Below are 25,222 nucleotides of genomic sequence, written 5' to 3' on the forward strand. Positions count from 1 at the left end.
TGAGTCAACATAGGATATATTTAAGGAGGCAAACATGAGAAATCAAAATAATGAGTATATATCAAGACTACAATTAAATGATTTTCAAGTTCTTTTAAAAGAATTTGATATTGAACTAGACCAATCTACACAACAAAGCATTCTCAATATGATTAAAAACAATCAATATGCTTTAGCACATGAACAATATCATTTTATTCTAGAAAACTATATAAAAAAATTGACAAGTGAATTCACTTGTCAAAAAATATTTGTATTACTCAATAGTTATTTTAAACCACTATTAAATGTCTGATGCATAAACATCTCTATTTCTTCACGATAAGGTGCTTTTCCATCAATATAAGGTGTTTCAAGAATCTTTGGAACATCTTTTAATTTAGGATGATGGACAATTTGATTCAATGTTTCAAATCCGATATAACCATAACCAATATTCTCATGACGATCTTTATGAGCACCACGCTCATTTTTAGAATCATTCACATGAACAACAAGTAAACGATCCAATCCTATCTTCTGATCAAATTCCTCTAAAATATCATCAAAATGTGTCAAATCATAACCCGCATCATGAATATGACATGTATCCAGACAAACACCTAATAATGAACTATGCTTTGTATTTTCAATCATATATTGAATCTGATCAAACGTTCTTCCCATTTCACTGCCTTTACCAGCCATTGTTTCTAAAGCAATATGAACTTTTTGATCTTCACGTAAAACCTCATTTAATCCCTTAATAATCTGCTTTAATCCTGCTTCATCTCCAGCTTTGACATGAGAACCCGGATGCAAAACAAGACGACTGACACCGATTTCTTCACATCGGGCAATTTCTTCTTTTAAAAAGCGCACGGCAAGTTCATATGTTTCAGGTTTAACAGTATTAGCTAGATTAATAATATAAGGTGCATGAACAACCACATCATCAATTGATATATGATGTTCTTTCATATATTCTTTTGCTTCTTCAACACGCAATTGACTAACAGGCTTACGAGCAGTATTTTGTGGTGCTCCAGTATAAAACATAAAAGTATTTGCACCATAAGATACAGCTTCTTTAACAGAGCCCAATAACATCTCTTTTCCACTCATGGAAACATGACTTCCAATTTTCAACATTATTGTGCCTCTCTTTCTCTTTTTTCTCTTTGTGCCTGTTTTGCACGTTCTTTTTTCTGTCTTCTGATATCCTGTTTAATAATAGCTCTTTTTTCTTTATGAACCATTTCTTCAATTTGTCTTTTACGTTTCTTCTTATATCCCGGTTTGACTTTCACTGGCTTTCTTACAATAGCTGAAATCTTCTTTTCCAGTTCCGTTTGATGTTTCACACGATTTTTACGTTTTTGACGTTCTTTTGTTTGAACAAATTGTTGTCCCTTTAATTCCTTAACTTCAAAATGAATCCCTTTCTTTTCCAATTCTTCAACAATAGATTGATTAGATGTATCATACATATTATAACATTCACCTGTATATTTTCCTCGACCACAACGACCACTACGATGAATATAAAAATCAAGTTCAGTTGGAAATTCCATATTGATAATATGACTGACTCCATCAATATCAATACCTCTTGCGGCAATATCTGTCGCCACGATATATTGATATTCCATGTTTTGAATACGTCGCATCATTTGACGTCTTTCTCTTGGTTCCAGATTTCCATGAATTTCTCCAACTTTATAACCATCTTCACGTAACTGATGACTAAGTTTCTCAACTTCTTCACGTTTATTGCAGAAAATAATACAAATATAAGGATCAATCACATCAATAAGACGCTTTAACACATCATAACGATCACGATGTTTTGTTGGTAATAAATAGTGGGAAATATTTCGTGATGTAGAAAGATGTTCATCTATTTCAATGATTTTTGGTGCATCCATATATTTTTTAAGGAAAGGTCTTAACATTTGAGGAATGGTTGCTGAAAAGACAAGCATCTGCAAATTGTCTTTCATCTTTCCCAGTACTGCATCAATATCTTCTAAATAACCATATTCTAAAGTCATATCTGCTTCATCAACAACGAATATATCTGCTGTTGTAATCTTTAAAGCCTGTTCATCTAAAGATAAGTCTTTAATTCTACCCGGTGTTCCAATAACTAAATGAGGTTGAACATTTAACTTTGAAATGGTTTTTTGTTTATCTTTCCCACCAATAATTAAAGAAACTCGTAAATCTTTATTAAACTCAATAAATATTTTGGCTTGTTCATAGATTTGTTGTGCCAGTTCTCTTGTTGGTGCAGTAATAACTGCTTGAACACAATCCATTGATGTTTCAATCATATCCATGATAGGTATTAAAAAAGCATGTGTTTTTCCTGTTCCTGTCTGCGAAATACCAATGACATCACGATGTTTATACACAAGAGGAATAACAGCTTTTTGAATTTTTGTTGGTTCTTGAAACTGTAGTTTTTGTAATGTTTCCTTGATAAAAGGTTGAAATTGATACTGTTCAAATAATTTCATATAATATCGCCTCCTTTAAGCCATATGATTATACACTAAAATAAATAAAAATGCAAAAAACTTTGATACAATCTTATCTTTTCTTTAACGAATCTATCAAAGAAAAGATATCAATCATGACAACTCGATTATATACAATATTTCTGCTTTCTTTTCAAATGATATCAACATGTAAAAATGATAATATTATTTCTGTAACATTTTTTTGTCTTGTATATTGAATTATTTATATCATGTTAGGCAGTAGTATCAATCTTTTAATTGACAAACTAAAGGTATAAAAAATCATAATTTTCTTTATGAAGACACAAGTATCATCTTTTTTCTTTTGGCATATCTTAACATAGGAGGTGTTCACTATGTATCCACAATATCCACCCTATGATTTTTATCCATATTATCCTATGATGTATCAAAAACCATCTCTTTTACAATCTATGCGATATTCACTTCATCAAATGAATTTAGCTTCAACAATTCAAACTGCTCAAAAAACATTATATACAGCTAATCAACTCATTCCAATCATTCATCAGTTGCAGCCTGTTTTACACAATGCCAAAACAGCTTTTCGTGTTGTCAAAGCTGTGAAAAGTATGCAATTTGATGATATAGATGAAGATATTGATAAAAATGTACATGTGGAAACACAGCCATTTGAAAATATGTATCCAACAAAAAAGCCTAGTTAGGCTTTTTTAATTGACACAATATATCTTGATGATAACCATAAATTTCCAATAATGCGATAGCGTTCCCTACTGTACAACGTCCTTTATGAATTTTATAGTCACAAGACAGCTGTTGATTGATAATTGCATCACGGAAACAGTATTGATCAATATCTTGAAATTTTTCAACTAATGATAAATCATGGGTTGTTACCAAAACAATGGATGTTGATTGAAATAAATAATTTAAAATAGCCTGTGAAATCATGACACGTTCTGTTTCATTTGTTCCCCTTAGTATTTCATCAATAAAAATAAGACAATCTTTCACTTTCACATCATCAATCATCGTTTTTAATGTTTTAATTTCTTTGACATAATAACTATCACCTGATGTTAAATCATCCTTCATATGGATAGCACTATGAATCGTAAAATCATAACATATCCATTCATCAGCAAAACAAGTATGTAAAGTTTTTGCCATAACCATGTTGACACCTATCACTTTTAAAAACGTTGATTTCCCCGAAGCATTTGAGCCTGTAATCATGCATGAATGAGATGTTGTAAAACTATTTTTCACAGGATTTTTAATCAATGGATGATATGCTTCGACAAACGATATTTTTTTCTCATCAACAAATACTGGTAAACATGTCTGTTCATGTTCACGTAACAACAAGACACTTAAAGCTAAATCAGCGATACCAATATACTCATAAATCAACATCATATGTTTTTCTATATCTTGGCGATGTTTTAAAAGCGTAAAGTACTGGTGTAAAGATATAAAAAGAAAACTTTGGATAGTTTGGGTGAAATAAAAGACATCAATTTTTGAAACTTTAGAAATCATGCGTGTCAAAAAAGTATATCTTTTTTCTTTTTTTATAAAACAAAGGGCATCTTGAATGATAGACTCTGGAAAAACATGATGATTGATAAGACGTGAAAATGTTTCAACCATACAACAATAACTCATGGTTTCACTCATTATTGTTTGTATACGCTGACTAAAATAAGTATGTAAAGCAACCATTATCCCAAGATATAAAGAAAAAGGGAGCCAAATATTGTGACCAAACACAAAAAATGCTAAAAGAAATAAAAGTGGACCAAAACTTAAAACTTGAATCAATCTTTTTTCCCATAATGTAAAAACATCATGATGATCAAACAATCCTAAACAACGATCATATTCTTTGCTTAACTGATATAATTCATATAAAGTATGTGATAAAATTTTTTGATCTTTATAACGTTCAATCATAGTTTCTAAAAGTTGATATTCATATTTTCCTGAAACCATACGCCCATACATATATTCTCTACCAATATTCGTATAAGTATAATCACATTTTTGTAAAACTTGGCACAACTGAAAATCATCAATTTCCTGTTGTGTCAAAGCATATTGATTCAGTTTTTTCGCATATTCTTGATTCCACTCTACATCATTTTTTGCCATCTGATAACGGAAAAGATGCAATAATCTTTGATGCATCCAAAGATTCCATAACCCTTTTAAAATCATAACACTTAAAATCATCAAAATAACAACTGTCCAAAAAATCCACATATCATTTCACCTCATCTTAATTATATATCCCTGCCCTTAGGGTAAAGCAACTCCTTTTTATACTTTTGATAGATTTCATATAAAAGCAATCTCAATCTAGAAGAAAAGTGGATTGCTAAAATCAAAAGCATAGCGAAAGAAACAAAAAGAGATAAAAAAGAATCATCAACAAATAAAAATAAAGCATAAATCAAAAGTGATAACCCAACCACTATTTTTTCAAAGGGGAGAATTGTTTGGGTAGAAGAATTGATTTCTTTCAATTGCTTAACTTGTTCTAAGTGATGACTTAAATATTCTAATGACTGTTTTTGCATGAAATTCTCTTTGACCTCATCAATATATTGTAAAGATGTTTCCATCTCAAAAAACTTTTTTTCATATTCTTCTTTTTTCAAATCAAAGATATCATATTGATGATGAAAAAGGATATCTTTGATTTGAGAAATAGAAAAATCAAGTTGTCTTAAACATTTAATCTGTATTAATCTTTCAATATCTTTGTCTTGATAAACACGATAACCATATTGATCTTTTTAAGGCTGAATTAATCCTTTTTGTTCATAAAGCATTATTGCTTTTTTAGATAAATTGAGTTGTTGAGAAACTTGTTGTATATGCATTTTTATCACCTCATTCCATTATATAAAGATTTCTTCATCATCACAAGAAATTATGTTACAATGTTGATGAGGTGAAAAACATGCAAGTGAAAGCAATTACGCCTAGAGGTTACTGCAAAGGCGTTGTTCGTGCCATACAAATGGCTAAAAATGCTCAAAATGAAAAACAACCTATCTATATTTTAGGTATGATTGTTCATAACCAATATATTGTTGATGCACTAAAGAAAAGAGGTATTCAAACAATTGATATCCCTCACTTGACACGTCTAGAACTTTTAGATCATGTCCATGAAGGTACTGTTATTATTACCGCTCATGGAGCAAGTGAAAAGGTTTTTCAAAAAGCCAAAGAAAAAGGGTTAAATATTATTGATGCATCATGTTTAGATGTCATTAAAACGCATGATTTGATAAAAGCAAGACTTGATGAAGGATATGAAATCTTATATATTGGAAAAAAAGGGCATCCTGAAGCCGAAGGAGCTATTTCTATTAATGAGAAAAAAGTGCATCTTATCACAAAGAAAGAAGATTTACAGAAGATACCTGCCAATCATTCCTATGTCATAACCAATCAGACAACAATGTCATTATATGATGTCTATGATTTATGTGAATATGCCAAAACCATTCTTCCTCATGTCCAAATTGAAAAAGAAACTTGTAAAGCAACACAAATCAGACAGGAAGCGATTAAGAATATGGATGAGGATATTGATATTGTTTTTATTGTTGGTGATCCTCATTCTAACAACACACAAAAACTGGCAAGTATTGCCAGTCAAAATAAAGAAGTTCATATGATTGAATGTCTGGATGATTTGAATATTGAATGGTTAAAAGGCAAAAAAAAGGCTGCTGTATCATCAGGAGCATCAACACCAACCTATCTTACTAATCAGGTCATTGATTTTTTAAAACAGTTTGATGAATCGAACTCTCAGACCTTTTATAAGCAACCTATTGATTTTACAAAAATTCTTGATTAAATGCATGGAAACATGCATTTTTTTATTGTTCAGGTAACCATTTGACTTTATGATAATAAATAATAAACATGATAGCTGCACTGATCCATGTGACTGGCCATCCGAAGAAAACAAAAAACACATCATTTGTTATAGAGGTGATAATGGCTAAATAAATTTGACGTAATATCACAAAGTTAAAAACCATAATATACATTGGAATTGATGATTTTCCTGCTCCTCTTAAAACACCATTATAAATTTGAACGATTGGTAAAACAATATAACAAGTGATAAAGGCAAATAACATCTTCCATCCTGCCTCAACAACAGCTGGGTCACTATTAAAAATACTAATAACGTTTTTACCAAAGAAGAATAAGAAAATAGCCATCGCTCCAACCACTGCAAATGTCATCCACAATGCAATATTTGAACCACGTTTGACACGATCAAAACGTTTAGCACCAATATTTTGTCCAACAAATGTTGTAATCGCCATATTGAAACTTTGTAAAGGTAAATTCACAAAACCATCAATACGAATAGTTGCTGAATATCCTGCGACAACATCTGAACCAAAGGCATTGACATAGGATTGAACCACAACATTGGATAAAGACACAATACTTTGTTGTAATGCGGTTGGTAAACCAATAGTGATAATACGTTTTAAAATAGGTAAGTGAAAACGTATATCTTTGACTTTTAAAGCATAAACTTCATCACTTTTCATCAAAACAATACAAACAAGCAATGCACTTAATGCTTGAGAAATATCTGTCGCAATGGCTGCTCCGGCAACACCCATATGAAAGACTCTTACAAATAATAAATCTAAAACAATATTTGTTAAACAGGCAACAACTAAAAAATAAAGTGGTCTTTTGGAATCACCGATTGCACGTAAGACTCCAGCTCCCATATTATAAATCAATGCAAAAGTTATACCTCCAAAATAAATCGTTAAATATGTGGATGATTCTGGAAAAACATCAGCAGGTATACCAATGAGATGTAAAAGTGGATTTGTCAAAAGTACACCTAATATCGTTAAAAATATAGCCATCACGAGGGTTAAAGCTGCTGAACTGTGAATTGACTGCTTTAATCTTTTTCTATCGTTAGCACCATAATATTGTGCAATAACAACACCTGCTCCTGTTGCTAGACCCATAAAGAAACCAATTAACATATTGGTAATGGGTGAAGATGCCCCCACAGCAGCTAATGCCTGTTTAGAAACATAATTTCCTACAACATATGCATCAACGGTATTGTATAATTGTTGAAATAAATTTCCTATCAACAAAGGTATAGAAAACCAGAATATAGATTTTGCTATACTCCCATAAATTAAATCTGTAGATTTTCGACTCTGATCCATCCTTTTCTCCCCTTTCCCTATACAATCAATTATTGTACTCCTGTTTTTTATTTTTACAATACTATAAATCTACAAAATCTATGGTTCTTAAAGAATTTATATTTTGGATAAGAGCTTGTTGCATTTCTATTTCAACACTATATGGATAAGATGATTGATGTGCTTCTAATTTTTGATCAATCATTAAAGCTTCTTTTTCATGATGTTCAATCCATCTTTCATAAATAGATAAAGTGCGTAATCCCACTAAATAAGACTGTATATTTTTTTGAAAATCAATACTTAATGATTGATATAATGGAATCGCTTTTGAATCATTACCAAAAATCATTTCACAATAAAAAGCATCACATAATAAAATATTTTTCTGTAGTTGTGTTAATTTTTGTTCATTTAAATATTTAATCATTGCATATGCTTGTTTAAACTGATGTTGATCCATTAACCTTTGATAACATAACATCATGGCTTCCACAACAAAACATATTTCAAGATGTTGATCAAAAGAATAACAAAACCATTCTTCAGGCATATCTTTTAATCGTCTATTGTACCCATACATTTCATAAACTTTTAATGGTAACCAGAAAGCTTTTAAAGTTTCAGGATATTTTTTTAATATAGCAACATAATATCCATCATTAATAAAACCATCCATAGAAATAGGTATAGCATTGATAAAAGACATCCATAGTCCTACAATAATAAATACAATGAAAAATAAGTTTGATATAGAAAATATAACAATAATTAAGACCAAAAGAAATGATATTATCAGATTCATCAAACATCCACCTAAATGATATAAAACAAAAGGAAATGAATCATCTTGGATATCTGGTGGAGCCATTAGACATTGCCCTGCTGTTCCCTTTAAACGATATCTCTTTAAAGAAATATGATGATCTTTCTTTAACCACATCAAACTAAAAACACGAAAAGAAATCAATTGATAACCACTTAATCTTCCAAACAGAAAATGTCCTGTTTCATGAATAATGACATGCATGAATTGAGTCACATATAAATAAAAAGTCAACAAGATTATTAATCCTGTTAATTCTAACAATGAATATGGCAAAACCATAATATATTGAATAACTTTTACAACCAAAGACAACCCTATTAAAGTTAATATGAAATAAAATATTTTTTTCATTTCTCTCACCATTTTCATTATATAATGATTTTAATACCAACACAAATCTCGACATTATAAAAAGCACTTCTAAGAGTGCTTCATTTCTTAAATATTCAGCATTTCAACAAATGTAAATTGACCTTGATCATAATGAAAATGTAAAATACTACAATTCCCTAATTTTTGACCATTCAATAATTGTTCAGGTTGCCCTAAATGTGATAAAAAACAGCGACAAGCTCCAGCATGTGATACAGCCAAAACAGTCTGACATGCATCCTGTTCCATAATATTTTGCAGTGTTTCCAGCATTCTTTCCATAACCTGTAATCTTGTTTCTCCTCCATAAATAGGAAAGAAATCATCATATTTATCAACAGGAGGATTTAAATCTTCACTTTCACCTTCAAACACACCAAAATATCTTTCTTTAATTCCCTTCAATCTTTGATAAGGTTGATGAGTCACAAGTTCAAGTGTATCACAACATCTTTCAGCCGTAGAGCTATAACAATGATCAAAATGAATATCTTTTAATAATTCTCTTGCTTTTTTAGCTTGTTCTATACCCTTTTTAGTTAATGGAGAATCACACCATCCCTGTATCTTTCTTCTTTGATTAAATAATGTTTCACCATGCCTCATTAAATATAAATCTTTCATATTCCATACCTCCATAAATATTATAGATGAAACCTTGACCACACTCAAGACAAACGACACTATAAAGAAAAAACACTCCTAAGAGTGTTAAAATTCAAATTGTTATTTCATCAATTCATTTCTCGATAAATTCATCTTTATATTCTTGAAGATATTGAATAAGAAAATGATAACATTCTTCTTCTACATCATTATAGTAATGCTCATCTATTTTATTTAACTGCTCAGACATTTTCGAGTCACTATACATTTCTACAATCTCATGAGGATAAATCTCCTGTGCGTTCTTTAAGTATTGATAGCTATCATTCAACTTTAAAGTTTGTAAAGTATGAAGTGTAGATTCAACAAATTCATAACCATTATAAAAAAATTGTTCAATACCACCATTCCCTGTTTCTCCAAGAAAATGAAACACCAGCCAAAAATTCCTTTGATATCCATTTAACTGGTCTAAATCATAACCATAATCACAGAGCTCAGATATCCTTAACCAAACCTGATCCACTGATTCTTCGGTCATATTCTGATTGAAAATATCTTCTAATGGTTCTTTTGATTCTTGAATTCCACGAAAAATATCTGTGGCTATTTCTTTTTCTAATGGTAAAATTTTTTGACTTGACAAATAAAAATAAGCAATGATAAAAAAGAAAGCAGCAATCAAACCAATCATTATTTTCTTCATCTTTAAACCTTAATAACAGCTTTCCTGATATTCTATAACATGATCATTTTGATAATAAATTTTAGCACTATGAAAACGACCATCTTGAATCCACTCAAAGAAATGATAATCTCCTTCCCACATTGGTAAATGAGGAATTTTCTCATTATCAACCCATTGAAGATCACCTTCATCACACTCATGAAGTTCGCCACTAAATTCAGAACATGTATAAACAAACATGCCCTCATCTTGTCCATGATACAATTGTGGAAACACAACAAAGCCATGAAGCTGAAGCTTTAGCGCAGTTAAACCCGTTTCTTCATAAATTTCTCTTTTCATACATTCTTCCACGCTTTCACCAGCATCAAATTTACCACCAACACCTATCCATTTTCCACCATTAATATCATTTTCTTTTTTATTGCGATGAAGCATTAATGTCTGATTTCCTTTTTGGATATAGCACATTGTAGTTAAAATCATTTAACGGTAGTGATAATAATCAGGAGAACTTCCCTCTATTATCTCTACATTCACTTCCTTTTCTAAAACTTCTTTTAATTTTTTAACCATTATTTTTTCAGCATGATGATGAATATCAACGAGTAAAAGATGATGATCTATCGCATTTTTCGCATGGCGATATTTTGTATCTCCGGTTAAATAAGCATCCACATTTCCATAGAACTGATGCATAAAATCAGCTCCACTGCCACCACATATGGCTATGCGCGATACTTGATCTACCTGCCCAGCATATTGAAAATGCTCTAAATGATATGTATCTTGGACATGATCAAGGAATTCATCCATAGTCATTGGTTGATTCAATGTGGCCATACGTGTAATCTGATCTTCACCACGTTGGATATCATGAACCCCTAATGCTTCAATCAACCACTGATTCATAGATACATTATCTAAAGCTGTATGTGAACTATACACAACAATATGATGTTCAATCGCTTTAAAAATAAATGCACCCATAAAATTATCCTGATCAATATTCACAATAGGATCTAATAAAAATGGATGATGTGTGATTAACATTTGACACCCTTTTTCAATGGCTTCATTGATTGTCTGTAAATCGGCATTTAAAGCAATCATTAACTTTGAAACTTCTGTGTCTTGATCACCAATCTGCAATCCACATTTATCCCATTCTTCCTGTAATTCTAAAGGATAATGCTTTTCCATGATTTCTATAATCTGTTTAGCTTTCATTGATTTCACCTTCTATCATTTCAATCATATGTGTTACTTCCTGAAAACGAGGATGTGTTGCTTCCAAAGAAGTCAATATATTTTGATGAATTTCTAATTGTCTTTGCCATTTTTGATAAAATAAAGCATTTTTATTTTGTCTTAAACATGGTCCAAAATAGAAATCATTTTCATTATAAGATAATGTTTTTGTTGTCTTTTGACACACAATAATTTCATAGATATGATGGGCATCTTTTACAATATCTTCATCAAGAATTTCAAAATGATGTAAAGACAGATATTCACGTAAAACTTCCAAGCCAACATTTGCTTGTATGAATAATCGCTGATCTTTTATATAATCAGGATATTCATTGAGAATATCAACAATCAGTTTACCTCCCATACCACATAAACTGATCATATCTACTTTTTTATCAAGAAGTGGCTGTATTCCACTTCCTAATAATGGAATAACCTTATTTTCTAGATGATAACTTTGAATCGTTTCTATAGATGCCTGTATCGGTCCTTTTGCAATATCACAGGCATAAGCCTTTGAAAAGTCATGCTGACTTACCAAATAACAAGGTAAATAAGCATGATCTGTTCCAATATCTCCTAAAATATGTCCATGTTTATATTTGATAATCAAGTCCGCAATGGCTTGTAATCTTTTTGATAGTTTCATATTAACGATCTAAGAAATCCTTTAAACGTTTTGAACGTGATGGATGTTTTAACTTTCTTAAAGCTTTCGCTTCAATCTGACGAATACGTTCACGTGTGACATTAAATTCTTTTCCAACTTCCTCTAATGTTCTGGTACGTCCATCATCAAGACCAAAACGTAAACGTAATACTTTTTCTTCACGATCTGTTAATTCTAATAAGACTTCATTTAATTCATCTTTTAATAATTCATTGGCTGCATAATCATCTGGTGACATAGCCCCTTCATCTTCAATAAAATCACCTAAATGAGAGTCATCTTCTTCACCAATAGGTGTTTCTAAAGATACAGGTTCTAATGATATCTTTTGAATTTCACGTACTTTCTCAGGTGTCATGCCATCCATTTTTTCTGAAATTTCTTCAGCTGAAGGTTCACGACCAAGTTCTTGAATCAACTGTCTTTGAACTCTTGTCAGTTTATTAATCGTTTCTACCATATGTACGGGAATACGAATTGTTCTGGCTTGATCAGCAATTGCACGTGTAATAGCCTGACGAATCCACCAAGTTGCATAAGTAGAGAATTTAAATCCTTTCGTATAATCAAATTTTTCAACAGCTTTAATAAGCCCCATATTTCCTTCTTGAATCAAATCAAGGAACAACATTCCTCTACCCACATATCTTTTCGCAATAGAAACAACCAGACGTAAATTGGCTGCTGCCAATTTCTTTTTCGCATCTTCATCACCATCTAAAATACGTTTTGCTAATGAAATTTCTTCATCATGACTCAATAATTCCACACGTCCAATTTCTTTTAAATACATTTTGACTGGATCATTAATTTTCACATTGCTTCCTAATTGATTAGAGTCATCTTCTTCCTCATTATTATACATATTAACAGTATCCCCTGTTAACATATCAAAATCTCCACCAAAATCTAAATCATTGACATCATTATCAATATCAGAATCCAAATCATCTAAATTATCCAAATCATCTAAACCTTCTAAAGCTTCCAGATCATCCAAATCACTTGTCATACCACTCATAAGCTGTTCATCATCAAGATCATCTAAAGCATCAAAACCATCTTCAATTAAAATATCATTATCTGTAATGAAAGCAAGTAAATCTTCTGCTGATTCATCATCTAAATCATATTTTGTTAAAAAGGCATCCAAATCATCCTGTGATAACTTTCCACCCATTGCTTCAGCTGTTTCTTTGATTAAATTTTTTAAATCATCCAATGTAACAGGTGTTGCTTTCTTCTTCATATCTTTTTTCATATTCCTTTTTAGTGACCTCCTAATTTTACAATTTCATTTAATATTTGAGCCTTTTGTTGAGGATCCAAAATATAACGAAATTGTTCTAATAACTGTTCTTTTTTCATTCTTTTTGCATTCTGTTCTATCATTTGAATATAGTCATCTATAGCTTGTTCCTCATATTTTGCAGGTAACGGTGATTGAGAAATCTCTATCACAGTTTGTATCAATTCTTCTTTTTGTATACTATTAATAAAATCAGCAATCTCTAATTGATTATGATGACGATAATAGTCAATAATATAAGAAGCAATGATACGATATCGATCATTGTACATAAATCCAGCTTTTGCTTCATATTTTAAAGCTACGCTTTTATGATTTAACATATAAAACAACAAATCATGTTCAGCTTGTTGATATTTATCTTTTAAATGAACTACCTTTTTTTTAGGAACATTGACTTCATGATGAAATTGAGGTTGTAGACCATTGATTTGTTGATGAATCAAATCAACAGAAAAACCTGATTGTTTCGATAAAACATGAATATAATAATCTTGATCTATAGGATCATGAATTTTCGCAATTTCATAACACATTTTTTCTAAATAATTTTTACGATCATCATAGTTCTGTGAATCAATTTTCTGATATTCAAAATCCATTAAAAACTCTATTGGTTTTAAAATCTTTTTAAGTGCTTCATGTAATCCCTCTTGGCCATGTTCTTCATAAATTTCATCGGGATCATGTGAATCTGGTAAAACAACAATGGAAACTTGAAATCCAGCTTCTTCCAGTTCTCTGGCTGCTTTACCCATTGCTGCCTGTCCTGCCTGATCTCCATCCAGACAAAGACGAACATGATGCGTTAAACGACGTAAAGCTTGAATATGCCCTTTGGTAAGAGCCGTTCCCATAATCGCCACCGTATTTTCAATACCTGCTTTATACATCGCAATAACATCCATAAATCCTTCCAGCAAATAAATAAACCCTGCTTCTTTAACAGCTTCTTTACATTGGTGATAATGATATAAAACCTGCCCTTTGATAAAGATATCTGATTCGGGCGAATTCATATATTTGCTTTCAGTCTGTGTTGGTTTATAAATACGACCACTAAAGCCAACCACCTGTCCTTGCTGATTATAGAGGGGAAACATAATACGATCTTGAAAACGATCAAAATGCTGATAGGATTCTACAATCAAACCAGATTTAACCATATCTATTTCTTGAAAACCTAGTTTTTCAAAAGCCTGATATAATGTTGACTGTAAAGGAGCATAACCAATTTGAAACTCCTTTATTAATTCATCAGAGAAATGACGTTTCATTAAATATGTTTTGGCTTCAAGCCCAAGTTTTGTATTCAAATAATAACTATAAATTTTCTGTGCCTCCTCGTGCATTTGATAGAGTGTGGCATTTTCTTTAGAAATCGGTCTTGCTTCGACATCCAAATGATAATCACTCAAATCAATATGACCCATTTCGGCAACTTTTTTCACGGCTTCTATGTATGATATTTTCAAATATTTCTGTAAGAAAGTAAAAACATTACCTCCTGTTCCACAAACAAAACACATAAAAATCTGTTTATCTGGTGAAATTGACATAGAAGGATTTTTATCGTCATGAAAAGGGCATAATGCCACATAGTTTCTTCCCTTTTTTTGTAAAGAAAGATATTCGCCAATCACATCAACAATATCAACACTTTGTCTAATTTCATTAATTTTCTCTTGTGATAGACGTGCCATATATGCCCTCCTTCATTAAAAACGAATCTTTTTTGCAATATAGTCAACCAATTCATCAATTGGTAAACGAATCTGTTCCATTGTATCACGATCTCTTAATGTGACAGACTGATCATTTTCACTATCAAAATCAACAGTTACACAATAAGGTGTTCCAATCGCATCTTGACGACGATAACGTTTTCCAATTTGTCCAGCCACATCATATTCCACATTAAATTCTTTAGCTAAAAGCTGATAAACTTCTGTTGCTTTTGCACTCTGTTTTTTTGTTAGTGGTAAAACAGCCACTTTCACAGGTGCCACAGCTGGATGAAAATGCATAACTAAACGTGTTTCTTTTTCTAATTGTTCTTCTTCATAGGCATCTGCTAAAACAGACAAGAATAAACGATCTGCTCCTACTGATGGTTCAATAACATATGGTAAGTATTTCTGATTCGTTTCAGGATCTAAATATTCAAGATTCTTTTTAGAATATTCTTGATGTCTTCCTAAATCATAATCTGTACGATCAGCAATTCCCCATAATTCACCCCATCCAAATGGATATAAATATTCAATATCACTTGTTGCTTTAGAATAGAATGATAATTCTTCCTGTTCATGATCTCTAAATCGTAAATGATCCTTATTTAAACCTAAATCCAACAAAAATTGCATACATTGTTCTTTCCAATAATGAAACCATTCTAAATCCGTATCTGGTTTTGTAAAGAATTCTAATTCCATCTGTTCAAATTCTCTTGTTCTAAAGATGAAATTACCTGGTGTAATTTCATTTCTAAAAGATTTTCCAATTTGCCCTATTCCAAAAGGCACTTTTTTACGTGAAGTTCTTTGAATATTTTTAAAATTGACAAAAATTCCCTGAGCTGTTTCTGGACGCAAATAAACAACACTTTTTGCATCCTTGACAACACCCATATATGTTTTAAACATCAATTCAAACTCACGAATATCTGTAAAATCTTCACTTCCACAATCTGGACATTGAATATGATGTTCTCTAATAAATGACATCATTTTTTCTGGTGACCATCCATCACTATGAATGTCAGGATCATAATCTTCAATTAATTTATCAGCACGATGTCTTGTTTTACATTGTTTACAGTCAATCAATGGATCACTAAATCCACCCACATGACCACTGGCTTCCCAGACACGTGGATTCATAAAAATAGCCGAATCCAATCCCACGTTATATGGTGACTCTTGAATAAAACGTTTCCACCATAATTTTTTGATATTATTTTTCATTTCAACACCTAAAGGACCATAATCCCAAGTGTTTGCAAGTCCATCATAAATCTCTGATCCCTGATAGACAAAACCTGAATTTTTCGCATGAGCAATTAATTTATCCATATCTTTATTTGCCATATTTATACCCCTTTTATCTCATTTTATACCTATATAAAATAGGAAAGACCTAGCAATAGCCAAGTCTTTTTATTTTTATATTTACTTCGTATTTATACCCTTATAGTAGTCATTTGTCAACCAACGATGAGTGTACCCTATAAATACGTTCTCTCGTCAAGCCAATCTAAAATACTTTGATAAACTTTCTTTTTTTCTTTTTCAAAAAGCAATGCATGACGTTGCCCTTTGAAAATATGGAAAGTTAAATCTTCAATTGGTATTTTTTTATATTTTTGAATCAATTTTTGAATATGAGCATTCATAGGATCATTTTCACCTACACCAATATAAATAGATAAATAAGCAGGAATCTTCATGATGGATTTATCACTATTGACATCTTTAATCATCTCAGTCATATCACGATAACCCTGAACAGTATAAGCAAAATGAGCCATTGGATCATCTAAAAACTTCTTTCTTTCATCTTCATCACTTGTTAACCAATCCATATCATTTGTCATATGAACTCTTTTATTCAAATAATGACGTATATAACGAGAATATTGCTGTGCCTTATAAGCAGGTCCTTTCCAAAACTTTAATAACCACAAATAGATGCGTTTGAAATAAAAGAAATCCACATGAGAAAGTGTTCCTAATAATAAAGCTCCTTCAATAAAATCACCAAAATCACTCATATATTGGCGAATGAGAATAGAACCCAAATCTGTTCCTAGCATAAAATAAGGAGAATCTGGATATTTTTCTCTAATAATCATCTGTAAACGATGCATGTCTTCAATCAAATGAATAGGTCCATCATGTTCACCAAAATAGCCCTGTTCAAAATCAATCAAAGAACGTCCATGACCGGCAAAATCACTCACCACAACAACATAGCCATGACTAGCTAAAAAAGATGCAAAATGTTCATAGCGACCCGCATGTTCACCTAAACCATGATGAATCTGAACAATGCCTTTCACACGCAAAACAACTTGAGGTTCATAAATAAAATAATGAATGCTGATATGCATGGATGATGTGAAAACTGCATGACGTTTCATATTATGACCTCCTTTGAAGTGGGCGTTTTTGTCCTTTAGGCTTAATTAAACATTTCTTTTGAAAACCTATTAAATCAGTTCTTTTTGCCAACACTAAAGCTTCATAAACAAGATGATAATTTTGTGGACGACGATACTGCATCAAAGCTCTTTGCATGGCTTTTTCTTTTGGTGTTTTCGCAACATAGACTGGACTCAAATCACGAGGATCTAATTCGGTATAATACATCGCTGTTGATAATGTACCAGGAGTTGGATAAAAATCTTGAACCTGTTCTGGCTGATGATGAATATCTCTTAAATACTCTGCCAGTTCGATAGCACTGTTTAAATCACTGCCCGGATGTGAAGACATAAGATAAGGTACAAGATATTGGTTCTTATTCATCTCTCTATTGAGTTGTGTATATTTTTGAACAAATTTTTCATATAACTCACGATGAGGTTTTCCCATCTTGTCTAACACTTGATTACTAATATGTTCTGGAGCCACCTTTAATTGTCCACTGATATGATATTGTACAAGTTCCTTAAAAAAGCTGTCATCTTGATCATACATCAGATAATCATAGCGAATTCCCGAACGTATAAAGACCTTTTTGACACCATCTAAGCTTCTTAATTTTCTTAACAGTTTTAAATAATCCTGATGGTCCACTCTTAATTGACGACATGGCTGAGGCCATAGACATTGTCTAGTTGGACAAGCTCCATGTCTGGTTTGTTTTTGACAGCTAGGAAATCTAAAATTAGCTGTTGGTCCACCGACATCATGGATATATCCTTTGAAATCTGGCTCTTGAATCATCTTTTTCGCTTCTTCAATCAAAGATTCATGTGAACGTGACTGAATGATACGTCCCTGATGAAAATTCAATGCACAAAAATTACAGGCTCCAAAACAACCACGATTACTAATTAATGAAAAACGAACTTCTTCAATAGCGGGTATATAATCATAACTTGGATGATATGTTCTTTGATAAGGCAAAGCATATGTATCATCCATTTCCATCTGTGTTAATGGTCGATTCGGACGGTTTTGTACAATGTAAAACCCTTCATAAGGTTCTACCAATGTTTTCGCATTGTAATGATCAGTATGGCGATATTGAATACCAAAAGATTTCGCATATTCTCTTTTATCATGAGTAATATCATGATAAGAAGGTAACATGACATAGTCTTGTGAAATCATAGATAAATCCTTCACTTTAAAAACCGTTCCATCCAAATATGTTAAATAACGTGCCTCTAATCCCGAATCCAATGCTTCTGCAATCTCTATAATGCTGTTTTCTCCCATACCATACATTAATAAATCTGCCCCTGCATCTACAAGAATAGACTTTCTGACTTTATCATCCCAATAATCATAGTGTGCCAGACGTCTTAAACTGGCTTCAATTCCACCAATTAAAATCGTCGCATCGGGATAAGCCTGACGTACTTTTTGGCTGTAAACAATCACGGCACGGTCTGGACGATGTCCCATTTCACCATTATTCGAATAACTATCTTTCTTTCTTCTTTTTTTCGATACACTATAATGATTCACCATAGAATCAATATTCCCACTGGAAATCAAAAATCCCAGACGTGGTTTACCAAAACGCTGAAAATCATCTAAACGACGCCAGTCTGGCTGGGCTAACATACACACTTTAAAACCACGACTTTCTAAAGTTCGTGTAATAATCGCTGCACCAAAGGATGGATGATCTACATAAGCATCACCACTAATATAAACAAAATCAGGCTGTTGCCAACCTCTTTCTAACATTTCTTCTCTTGTCACTGGTAAAAATTGTCCCATATCATTTCCCCTTCACTTGTTCCTATTATACACCAATTTGTTTTGAAGAAAAATAAAATTGTGTAGAAATTCTACACAATTTGATGAATAAAACGTGATGTTTTCAACTGAATTCCCGTATATTCCTCTATCAGTGTTTCCATTAAAGGAACCAATACAGAAATAACAGATGAAGATACATGAATATGATCAATAGCTTTCATTGGAATTTTATGGATATGACGAAAAGCCTTAAGAACTTCATGAGAATATAATGGGTGATGACCCAGATGTTCACGACAGACAAATCCTCCATCTTCTAATGAAATAGAGACCACCTGTGGAGAACGACAAAAGACACATCCATCAACATCTAAAGAAACACCATTATGTTCTAAGATAAAAACATTAAAAACAAGATAAACCAATAAAGGCATATAACCAACATCTAAAGCATGTAAAGCCTCATATAAGATTTCATACTCTTTTTCTAAAGGCTGATTTTCTTCTACATAACGATAATAATATTCTAAAATATATTGTCCAACAATCTCACTTTCAAGATTTTCTTCAATATGTCGAAAATAATTCACTGGTGAAGCCTTCATCAATGTACTGATTCCCTTTTTAAGATGAATCGTCAGCTCACTTAACATCATTTCCTGACATCCTCTTGCATTTTTACTTGTCATCTTTCTAATGCCTCGTGCCAGAACACTGATTTTTCCATACTCACGGGTATAAACATGTAAAATCATATCATTTTCTTTATAGGGTGTTTTCTTTAAAATAATCGCTTCGACTGTTTCCTCATGAATAGTCGTTTTCATCATAACCAAACTCTCTTAAATACTTTTGTTTATTACGCCAGTTCTTTTCCACTTTCACAAATAATTCCAGTGTTACTGGTGTCTGTAAAAAGCGTTTCATTTCACGACGAGCATTTTGTCTGATTTTTTTTATCATGCTGCCTTGTTTTCCAATAAGAATGGCTTTTTGACTTGGGCGATCCACGACAATCGCTGCCATGACATGCACTCCCTGTTCATCTTCTGTCATACTTTCAATCACAATCGCAACACTATGTGGAACTTCTTCATGCGTAAAATAAAGAATCTTTTCACGAATAAATTCAGCCATAATAAAACGTTCTGGATGATCTGTAATATGATCTTTAGGATAATACATCACACCTTCATGAAGATCACTTTTAATAATTTCTAATAAATGTTCTACATTATCCCCATTTAATGCACTAATAGGAATGATTTCTTTAAAATCAAACATTTCTTTCCATTGTGCCAATCTTTGGACCAGTTGTTCTTTAGACAATAAATCTATTTTATTTAAAATCAGATAAACTGGTCCATCAGCTTCTTTTAAACGATTGACAATAAAACGATCTCCCTTACCAATCTTTTCATCAGCTGGCGCAATCAATAAAACAATATCCACACCATAAATACTATTTAAAGCATTCGTATTCATAAATGAACCTAAACCATCCTGTGGTTTATGAATACCCGGTGTATCCATAAAAATAATCTGTGCCTCATCATCCGTATAAATCCCTTGAATGGTATTACGTGTTGTTTGAGCTGTTGATGATGTAATCGCCAATTTTGTTTTTAATATATGATTTAATAACGTCGATTTTCCAACATTGGGACGACCAACAATACTTACAAATCCTGATTTAAATGTCATAAACTTTCTCCTGTAAATGCACGTGGTAATAACGTCTGCATATTTGTCACTTCATAATAATCTTTGTTTCCTAAAATAATAGGTGTGAGAGGATTCATTAATTCTGCCAGTACCTGTCGACAGGCTCCACATGGAGAGATTAAAGGTGTACAATCTCCCACAATCGCTAAAGCTTCGATATCATCTTGACGATATCCTTGACAATAAGCTTGAAAAATCGCATTACGCTCTGCACACATAGTTGAACCATAAGCTGCATTTTCAATATTTGTCCCGTATATTCTCTGTCCATTTTTTAACAACAGACACGCTCCCACACGAAAATGTGAATAAGGAACATAAGCATTCTTAGAAGCTTCAAACGCTTCATCTACAAGTTTTTGATAATCCATATTTAACCTCTTTCTATTCCTAACTGATTTAAAATTTCTTTTTGTAAACTAAACATTTCTTTTTCTTCATCTTCATTCATATGATCATATCCTAATAAATGCAAAAGACCATGCGTCATCAAAAAACACATTTCACGCTTTAAAGAATGTCCATAATCTTTGGCTTGAGCACAAGCATGATCATAAGAAATAAAAATATCTCCTAAACTTCTTGGCATTCCTTCTACATAATATTGTTCATTATCTTCTAAGGCAAAACTAATCACATCTGTCGCACGATCAATATGACGATAATCACGATTGATTTGATGAATCTGCCCATCATCAACAATCACACAAGATAATTCAACATCATCATCTAACTGTAAAGTTTTTAAAGTCGTTTCAATAATTTGTTTAAAAACATCTTCATAACTTTCTTGACATAAATGTTTTTCATCTTCATATACAAAATCAATATTCATCTTCTCACCCTTTATTTCTTTATTTTTCCTTTTTCAATTATAACACATTCCATATCCTTGTTCACTATCTTTGTTTGATGGTTCACTATAATATAAATCTTTCCCTCATCATTTTTCAATAAATATCGTAAAATCTTATTAGCCAGACGGGTATCTAAATGCGAAAAAGCTTCATCCATAATCAAAACATCCCATTCACGACACAACATACGAATCAACGCAACAACCTGTCTTTGCCCTAAAGACAAAGGACTTCCATCTTCATTTAAGACGATATGAAACATATCTATAAGCTGTTCTTGATTGAAAGTTTTTAAATAAAATTGAATTTTCTTTTCATCAGGACATAAAAAATTATCTTTTAAAGTCATATGTAAAAAAGTTGGTGTTTCATTTAAATAACCAATATGCTGATGTAAAGATGATAAATCAATCTGTCTTAATTCCTGTCCATTCATATAAATATCTCCCTGATATGTATTATCCTGTCCCATCAACAGTTTTAAAAGTGTAGATTTTCCACTACCGGTTGCCCCTTTGATCCAAAGATGATGATGAATATCTAAATCAATATGTTCTAAAACTGGCATTTGATACCCATAGGCATAACTGACATCATCATAACGAATAGATGTAATAGACTGATTCAAGGTTTCTAAAGAAGGTTGTTCATCAATTTCAAAATTCTTATATTTTTCATAAATCAAACTGACCTGTTTATACTGACTTGCTAGTGTCACGATATTTAAAACTGGTTGAATACAATAAGATACAAGCATATAAAACATCATCAATTGCCCCATTGTCATTGTTTTTTGAGAAAAGAAATAAAATCCTAAACATAAAATCATTCCATAACACAAAACAATCATATATTGGACAAGAGAATGAAATTGATTTAAGAATAATGCCTGTTTTTCTTTTAATAAAGCTTCATCCAAATAAATATGATAACTTCTTTCTCTTTGTCTTTGAAACAAATCAAAATAACAAATCAAACGATGGTTTTCAATCAATTCCAAGACATGATGCCCAAAATGAAAGTGGGCTTCCAGATAATTTTTATTCAAAGTCTGAAAATCCTTTAAACGACGATAACTCATCAAAACAATAATCAATAAAACAACGCTCACAATACATGTCATCCAAATATTTAAAAACCACATTCCTATCCATAAGACAACAAAAAACATTCCATCTAAAAAAAACTTTTCAAAACATTCTAAACTCATTTCTGTTAATTCAAATAAACTTAATAATTGACTTTGAATAACACCATCATCTTGACGATAAAAAGTTTCTGGTTGTTTCAACATATTCATAAAAGACTGAAAAACATAATCTTCATCCATTGCTTTTTGTAAATAAATCATTTCCTTCATTTTTAATTGAGAAAGATATGTACGCATCATTTCTAAAAAACAATAACCTAAAGAAAGCACAGCCATATAGAAAAATGGTGTCTTCAAATCAATATAATCAATTAAAATTTGAAAAAAATAACTGCTGCCATAACCAATCAACGCAATCCATAAACCTTTCCATAAAAAAGATATCAGATACTTTTGATAAGACAAAAACATTTCCTTTAAAAACTGAAAATAACTTTTATAACATAGTTCAGGAACACGACCAACATGTTTAATCACAATCACAAAACGTCCAAAAATGTCTTCTACATCTTCACGATACAAAGTGATTAACCCTCTGGCTGGATCACCTATGATAAACTCATCATCTTTGATTTCATACAAAACAACAAAATGTCCTAGTCCTGCTTCAATCATATATAAAATACAAGGACATTTTACTTCTTTTTCCACATCATCTAAATGTGCTTCATAGGCTTTAGCTTCAATCTGATAGCTTTTTAAACATTCAATCATTCCTTTGATTGAAATACCATTTTGATTCAATCTGGCTTTCTTTTTAATGTTTTTAATTTCATCATGAAAATGATAATACTTTAAAATCATCGCAATACAATAAGCACCACATGCTTTTTCTTCATCTTGTAATTCTATTGGATATTTGTACATAGAAAAACCCCCTTACTTTTATATACGCAAAAAGTAAGAGGTTTTTCTTCTTTTTATGACAATTTTTTTAAATTTTTTTTCAAAATATCAATAAATGCATCAACATGTTCACGCTGAATAATAAATGGTGGTAACATACGAATCACATTTGTCCCCGCTGTCACAACAATCACACCATCATCCAATAAAGAATGAACAACCGGTTTGGCTTCTTGATTCAATACCAGTCCCTGCATTAAGCCTAAACCACGACGTTCAACCACACAATCAAATTCATCAACAATTTCATCTAAACGCTGAATCAGATATTGTGAAATTTCCTGAACATGGTCTAAAAGATGTTCTTTTTCCAGGATTTCAAAAACAGTTTTTACAGCCATACAAGCCAATGGATTTCCTCCATAAGTACTTCCATGATCACCAGGTTGCATAGCCTGTGCCCATTTTTGATTAGCGACAAAAGCACCTACTGGAATTCCACAGCCAATACCTTTAGCCAGACAAACAATATCAGGCATGATATCATATTGAAAATATGTCATGATTGTTCCAGTACGTCCCATACCACATTGCACTTCATCTAAAATCAGACAAATATCATGTTCATCACAAAGTGCTCTTAAAGCTTTCATAAAAACCTGATCACAAGGATAAACGCCACCTTCACCTTGAACAGGTTCCACAATAATAGCAGCAGTACGTTCATTGATGAGATTCTTAACACTTTCAATATCATTCAAAGTGGCATATCGAACTCCTTCAATTAATGGTCCAAAGGCTTTTTGATAGGCAGGATTTCCTGTCAACTTTACCGAACCTGTAGAACGTCCATGAAAAGAATGATGGAAAGAAATGATTTCACTATCTGCCTTTCCATGTTTTAAATAATAATACTTTCTTGCCAGTTTTAATGCCCCTTCTGTGGCTTCAGTTCCAGAATTACAGAAAAAGACAGCATCTAACTGTGTGGCTTTTTTGACTGCTTCGGCCGCCTCCACAGCAACTGGTGTATAAAAATAATTAGAAACATGCATTAAAGTATCTATTTGTTTTTGCAATGCTTCAACATAGGCTGGATAACGATAACCTAACGAATTGACACCAATCCCGGCATAAAAATCTAAATAACGACGTCCTTTTGTATCATAAAGATAAACACCTTCACCTTTTTCTAAAACAATATCATAACGTCCATAAGCTTTTAAAAAAGCTTCTTCCCCTCTTGTATACCAATCTTCCATC

The 25,222-nt window shown here is 31.8% G+C and carries 25 protein-coding genes; 3 read left to right on the top strand and 22 right to left on the bottom strand.

Annotated elements, in window-relative coordinates:
- Window positions 1-34 precede the first annotated feature (34 nt).
- On the top strand, window positions 35-295 hold the full coding sequence (locus KEC48_RS07180) for a hypothetical protein (RefSeq protein ID WP_205089235.1): 261 nt from the start codon (window positions 35-37) through the stop codon (window positions 293-295).
- On the opposite strand, the gene KEC48_RS07185 is transcribed toward KEC48_RS07180, so the two are convergent.
- Together KEC48_RS07185 and KEC48_RS07190 are read right to left on the bottom strand one after the other, a co-directional pair.
- On the bottom strand, window positions 268-1,131 hold the full coding sequence (locus tag KEC48_RS07185; protein ID WP_349291049.1) for a deoxyribonuclease IV: 864 nt from the start codon (window positions 1,129-1,131) through the stop codon (window positions 268-270). The genes KEC48_RS07180 and KEC48_RS07185 overlap by 28 nt on opposite strands.
- On the bottom strand, window positions 1,131-2,501 hold the full coding sequence (locus KEC48_RS07190) for a DEAD/DEAH box helicase (RefSeq protein ID WP_087358094.1): 1,371 nt from the start codon (window positions 2,499-2,501) through the stop codon (window positions 1,131-1,133). The genes KEC48_RS07185 and KEC48_RS07190 overlap by 1 nt, the downstream gene beginning before the upstream one ends.
- A gap of 359 nt (window positions 2,502-2,860) precedes the next feature.
- Here KEC48_RS07190 and KEC48_RS07195 point away from each other — a divergent pair, with 359 nt between their 5' ends.
- Window positions 2,861-3,193 carry a hypothetical protein gene (locus KEC48_RS07195; protein ID WP_087358093.1) on the top strand — a complete coding sequence of 111 codons (333 nt, stop codon included), beginning with the start codon at window positions 2,861-2,863 and terminating at the stop codon, window positions 3,191-3,193.
- Here the strand turns inward: KEC48_RS07195 and KEC48_RS07200 are convergent.
- Both KEC48_RS07200 and KEC48_RS07205 read right to left on the bottom strand, forming a co-directional pair.
- On the bottom strand, window positions 3,186-4,754 hold the full coding sequence (locus KEC48_RS07200) for a hypothetical protein (protein WP_205089237.1): 1,569 nt from the start codon (window positions 4,752-4,754) through the stop codon (window positions 3,186-3,188). The two genes, KEC48_RS07195 and KEC48_RS07200, sit on opposite strands and share 8 nt — an antisense overlap.
- A 20-nt stretch (window positions 4,755-4,774) precedes the next feature.
- A complete protein-coding gene (locus KEC48_RS07205) occupies window positions 4,775-5,116 on the bottom strand; it encodes a hypothetical protein (protein ID WP_249191418.1) in 342 nt (113 codons plus the stop codon).
- 341 nt (window positions 5,117-5,457) lie between these two features.
- Here KEC48_RS07205 and KEC48_RS07210 point away from each other — a divergent pair, with 341 nt between their 5' ends.
- Window positions 5,458-6,369 carry a 4-hydroxy-3-methylbut-2-enyl diphosphate reductase gene (locus tag KEC48_RS07210; RefSeq protein WP_211965115.1) on the top strand — a complete coding sequence of 304 codons (912 nt, stop codon included), beginning with the start codon at window positions 5,458-5,460 and terminating at the stop codon, window positions 6,367-6,369.
- A gap of 22 nt (window positions 6,370-6,391) precedes the next feature.
- Here the strand turns inward: KEC48_RS07210 and KEC48_RS07215 are convergent, their stop codons facing one another.
- From KEC48_RS07215 to KEC48_RS07300, 18 genes are all read right to left on the bottom strand, one after another.
- Window positions 6,392-7,735, bottom strand: a complete 1,344-nt coding sequence (locus KEC48_RS07215; protein WP_211965117.1) for an MATE family efflux transporter — start codon at window positions 7,733-7,735, stop codon at window positions 6,392-6,394.
- Between the two features lie 61 nt (window positions 7,736-7,796).
- Complete coding sequence (locus tag KEC48_RS07220) at window positions 7,797-8,894, bottom strand: hypothetical protein (protein WP_211965118.1); 1,098 nt, start codon at window positions 8,892-8,894, stop codon at window positions 7,797-7,799.
- 87 nt (window positions 8,895-8,981) lie between these two features.
- On the bottom strand, window positions 8,982-9,539 hold the full coding sequence (locus tag KEC48_RS07225) for a histidine phosphatase family protein (protein WP_211965120.1): 558 nt from the start codon (window positions 9,537-9,539) through the stop codon (window positions 8,982-8,984).
- A 115-nt stretch (window positions 9,540-9,654) separates the two neighbouring features.
- Window positions 9,655-10,227, bottom strand: coding sequence for a DUF4375 domain-containing protein (locus KEC48_RS07230; RefSeq protein WP_211965122.1), 573 nt, complete (start codon window positions 10,225-10,227; stop codon window positions 9,655-9,657).
- A gap of 9 nt (window positions 10,228-10,236) precedes the next feature.
- The gene (locus KEC48_RS07235; protein ID WP_211965123.1) at window positions 10,237-10,695 is read right to left on the bottom strand and encodes an 8-oxo-dGTP diphosphatase; all 459 of its coding nucleotides are present in this window, start codon (window positions 10,693-10,695) and stop codon (window positions 10,237-10,239) included.
- Window positions 10,696-11,439 carry a Nif3-like dinuclear metal center hexameric protein gene (locus tag KEC48_RS07240; RefSeq protein ID WP_211965125.1) on the bottom strand — a complete coding sequence of 248 codons (744 nt, stop codon included), beginning with the start codon at window positions 11,437-11,439 and terminating at the stop codon, window positions 10,696-10,698.
- Window positions 11,429-12,112, bottom strand: coding sequence for a class I SAM-dependent methyltransferase (locus tag KEC48_RS07245; protein ID WP_211965127.1), 684 nt, complete (start codon window positions 12,110-12,112; stop codon window positions 11,429-11,431). Before KEC48_RS07245 ends, KEC48_RS07240 begins: the two co-directional genes overlap by 11 nt.
- A gap of 1 nt (window position 12,113) precedes the next feature.
- Complete coding sequence (gene rpoD / locus KEC48_RS07250) at window positions 12,114-13,145, bottom strand: RNA polymerase sigma factor RpoD (RefSeq protein WP_249191431.1); 1,032 nt, start codon at window positions 13,143-13,145, stop codon at window positions 12,114-12,116.
- Between the two features lie 257 nt (window positions 13,146-13,402).
- Window positions 13,403-15,145 (bottom strand): DNA primase, encoded by a 1,743-nt coding sequence (dnaG, locus tag KEC48_RS07255; RefSeq protein ID WP_211965128.1) that lies wholly within the window; start codon window positions 15,143-15,145, stop codon window positions 13,403-13,405.
- A gap of 15 nt (window positions 15,146-15,160) precedes the next feature.
- The gene (locus tag KEC48_RS07260; protein ID WP_087358079.1) at window positions 15,161-16,531 is read right to left on the bottom strand and encodes a glycine--tRNA ligase; all 1,371 of its coding nucleotides are present in this window, start codon (window positions 16,529-16,531) and stop codon (window positions 15,161-15,163) included.
- A gap of 137 nt (window positions 16,532-16,668) precedes the next feature.
- Window positions 16,669-17,583, bottom strand: coding sequence for an alpha/beta hydrolase (locus KEC48_RS07265; RefSeq protein WP_211965129.1), 915 nt, complete (start codon window positions 17,581-17,583; stop codon window positions 16,669-16,671).
- A gap of 1 nt (window position 17,584) precedes the next feature.
- Entirely contained in the window at window positions 17,585-19,399 is a 1,815-nt protein-coding gene (locus KEC48_RS07270; protein WP_211965131.1) for a YgiQ family radical SAM protein, read from the bottom strand.
- A 71-nt stretch (window positions 19,400-19,470) separates the two neighbouring features.
- Window positions 19,471-20,211, bottom strand: a complete 741-nt coding sequence (gene recO / locus KEC48_RS07275; protein ID WP_211965133.1) for a DNA repair protein RecO — start codon at window positions 20,209-20,211, stop codon at window positions 19,471-19,473.
- Complete coding sequence (era, locus tag KEC48_RS07280; RefSeq protein WP_211965135.1) at window positions 20,189-21,085, bottom strand: GTPase Era; 897 nt, start codon at window positions 21,083-21,085, stop codon at window positions 20,189-20,191. Before era ends, recO begins: the two co-directional genes overlap by 23 nt.
- On the bottom strand, window positions 21,082-21,477 hold the full coding sequence (cdd, locus tag KEC48_RS07285; protein ID WP_087358075.1) for a cytidine deaminase: 396 nt from the start codon (window positions 21,475-21,477) through the stop codon (window positions 21,082-21,084). The genes era and cdd overlap by 4 nt, the downstream gene beginning before the upstream one ends.
- Window positions 21,478-21,479: 2 nt before the next feature.
- Entirely contained in the window at window positions 21,480-21,941 is a 462-nt protein-coding gene (gene ybeY / locus KEC48_RS07290) for an rRNA maturation RNase YbeY (RefSeq protein ID WP_087358074.1), read from the bottom strand.
- Window positions 21,942-21,952: 11 nt separating this feature from the next.
- Window positions 21,953-23,980: a cysteine peptidase family C39 domain-containing protein gene (locus KEC48_RS07295; RefSeq protein WP_211965136.1), complete on the bottom strand. Its 2,028-nt coding sequence runs from the start codon at window positions 23,978-23,980 to the stop codon at window positions 21,953-21,955.
- Window positions 23,981-24,033: 53 nt separating this feature from the next.
- Window positions 24,034-25,221, bottom strand: coding sequence for an aspartate aminotransferase family protein (locus tag KEC48_RS07300; protein ID WP_211965137.1), 1,188 nt, complete (start codon window positions 25,219-25,221; stop codon window positions 24,034-24,036).
- Window position 25,222: the final 1 nt, after the last annotated feature.

Source organism: Clostridium sp. C1, assembly GCF_018223625.1.
Classification (GTDB): domain Bacteria; phylum Bacillota_I; class Bacilli_A; order Erysipelotrichales; family Coprobacillaceae; genus Allocoprobacillus.

Excerpts from the sequence above, each read along its gene's own strand:
- KEC48_RS07180 (WP_205089235.1), top strand. The coding sequence starts at position 35 with ATGAGAAATCAAAATAATGAGTATATATCAAGACTACAATTAAATGAT.
- KEC48_RS07185 (WP_349291049.1), bottom strand. The coding sequence starts at position 1,131 with ATGTTGAAAATTGGAAGTCATGTTTCCATGAGTGGAAAAGAGATGTTA.
- KEC48_RS07190 (WP_087358094.1), bottom strand. The coding sequence starts at position 2,501 with ATGAAATTATTTGAACAGTATCAATTTCAACCTTTTATCAAGGAAACA.
- KEC48_RS07195 (WP_087358093.1), top strand. The coding sequence starts at position 2,861 with ATGTATCCACAATATCCACCCTATGATTTTTATCCATATTATCCTATG.
- KEC48_RS07200 (WP_205089237.1), bottom strand. The coding sequence starts at position 4,754 with ATGTGGATTTTTTGGACAGTTGTTATTTTGATGATTTTAAGTGTTATG.
- KEC48_RS07205 (WP_249191418.1), bottom strand. The coding sequence starts at position 5,116 with ATGGAAACATCTTTACAATATATTGATGAGGTCAAAGAGAATTTCATG.
- KEC48_RS07210 (WP_211965115.1), top strand. The coding sequence starts at position 5,458 with ATGCAAGTGAAAGCAATTACGCCTAGAGGTTACTGCAAAGGCGTTGTT.
- KEC48_RS07215 (WP_211965117.1), bottom strand. The coding sequence starts at position 7,735 with ATGGATCAGAGTCGAAAATCTACAGATTTAATTTATGGGAGTATAGCA.
- KEC48_RS07220 (WP_211965118.1), bottom strand. The coding sequence starts at position 8,894 with ATGAAAAAAATATTTTATTTCATATTAACTTTAATAGGGTTGTCTTTG.
- KEC48_RS07225 (WP_211965120.1), bottom strand. The coding sequence starts at position 9,539 with ATGAAAGATTTATATTTAATGAGGCATGGTGAAACATTATTTAATCAA.
- KEC48_RS07230 (WP_211965122.1), bottom strand. The coding sequence starts at position 10,227 with ATGAAGAAAATAATGATTGGTTTGATTGCTGCTTTCTTTTTTATCATT.
- KEC48_RS07235 (WP_211965123.1), bottom strand. The coding sequence starts at position 10,695 with ATGATTTTAACTACAATGTGCTATATCCAAAAAGGAAATCAGACATTA.
- KEC48_RS07240 (WP_211965125.1), bottom strand. The coding sequence starts at position 11,439 with ATGAAAGCTAAACAGATTATAGAAATCATGGAAAAGCATTATCCTTTA.
- KEC48_RS07245 (WP_211965127.1), bottom strand. The coding sequence starts at position 12,112 with ATGAAACTATCAAAAAGATTACAAGCCATTGCGGACTTGATTATCAAA.
- rpoD (WP_249191431.1), bottom strand. The coding sequence starts at position 13,145 with ATGACAAGTGATTTGGATGATCTGGAAGCTTTAGAAGGTTTAGATGAT.
- dnaG (WP_211965128.1), bottom strand. The coding sequence starts at position 15,145 with ATGGCACGTCTATCACAAGAGAAAATTAATGAAATTAGACAAAGTGTT.
- KEC48_RS07260 (WP_087358079.1), bottom strand. The coding sequence starts at position 16,531 with ATGGCAAATAAAGATATGGATAAATTAATTGCTCATGCGAAAAATTCA.
- KEC48_RS07265 (WP_211965129.1), bottom strand. The coding sequence starts at position 17,583 with ATGAAACGTCATGCAGTTTTCACATCATCCATGCATATCAGCATTCAT.
- KEC48_RS07270 (WP_211965131.1), bottom strand. The coding sequence starts at position 19,399 with ATGGGACAATTTTTACCAGTGACAAGAGAAGAAATGTTAGAAAGAGGT.
- recO (WP_211965133.1), bottom strand. The coding sequence starts at position 20,211 with ATGATGAAAACGACTATTCATGAGGAAACAGTCGAAGCGATTATTTTA.
- era (WP_211965135.1), bottom strand. The coding sequence starts at position 21,085 with ATGACATTTAAATCAGGATTTGTAAGTATTGTTGGTCGTCCCAATGTT.
- cdd (WP_087358075.1), bottom strand. The coding sequence starts at position 21,477 with ATGGATTATCAAAAACTTGTAGATGAAGCGTTTGAAGCTTCTAAGAAT.
- ybeY (WP_087358074.1), bottom strand. The coding sequence starts at position 21,941 with ATGAATATTGATTTTGTATATGAAGATGAAAAACATTTATGTCAAGAA.
- KEC48_RS07295 (WP_211965136.1), bottom strand. The coding sequence starts at position 23,980 with ATGTACAAATATCCAATAGAATTACAAGATGAAGAAAAAGCATGTGGT.
- KEC48_RS07300 (WP_211965137.1), bottom strand. The coding sequence starts at position 25,221 with ATGGAAGATTGGTATACAAGAGGGGAAGAAGCTTTTTTAAAAGCTTAT.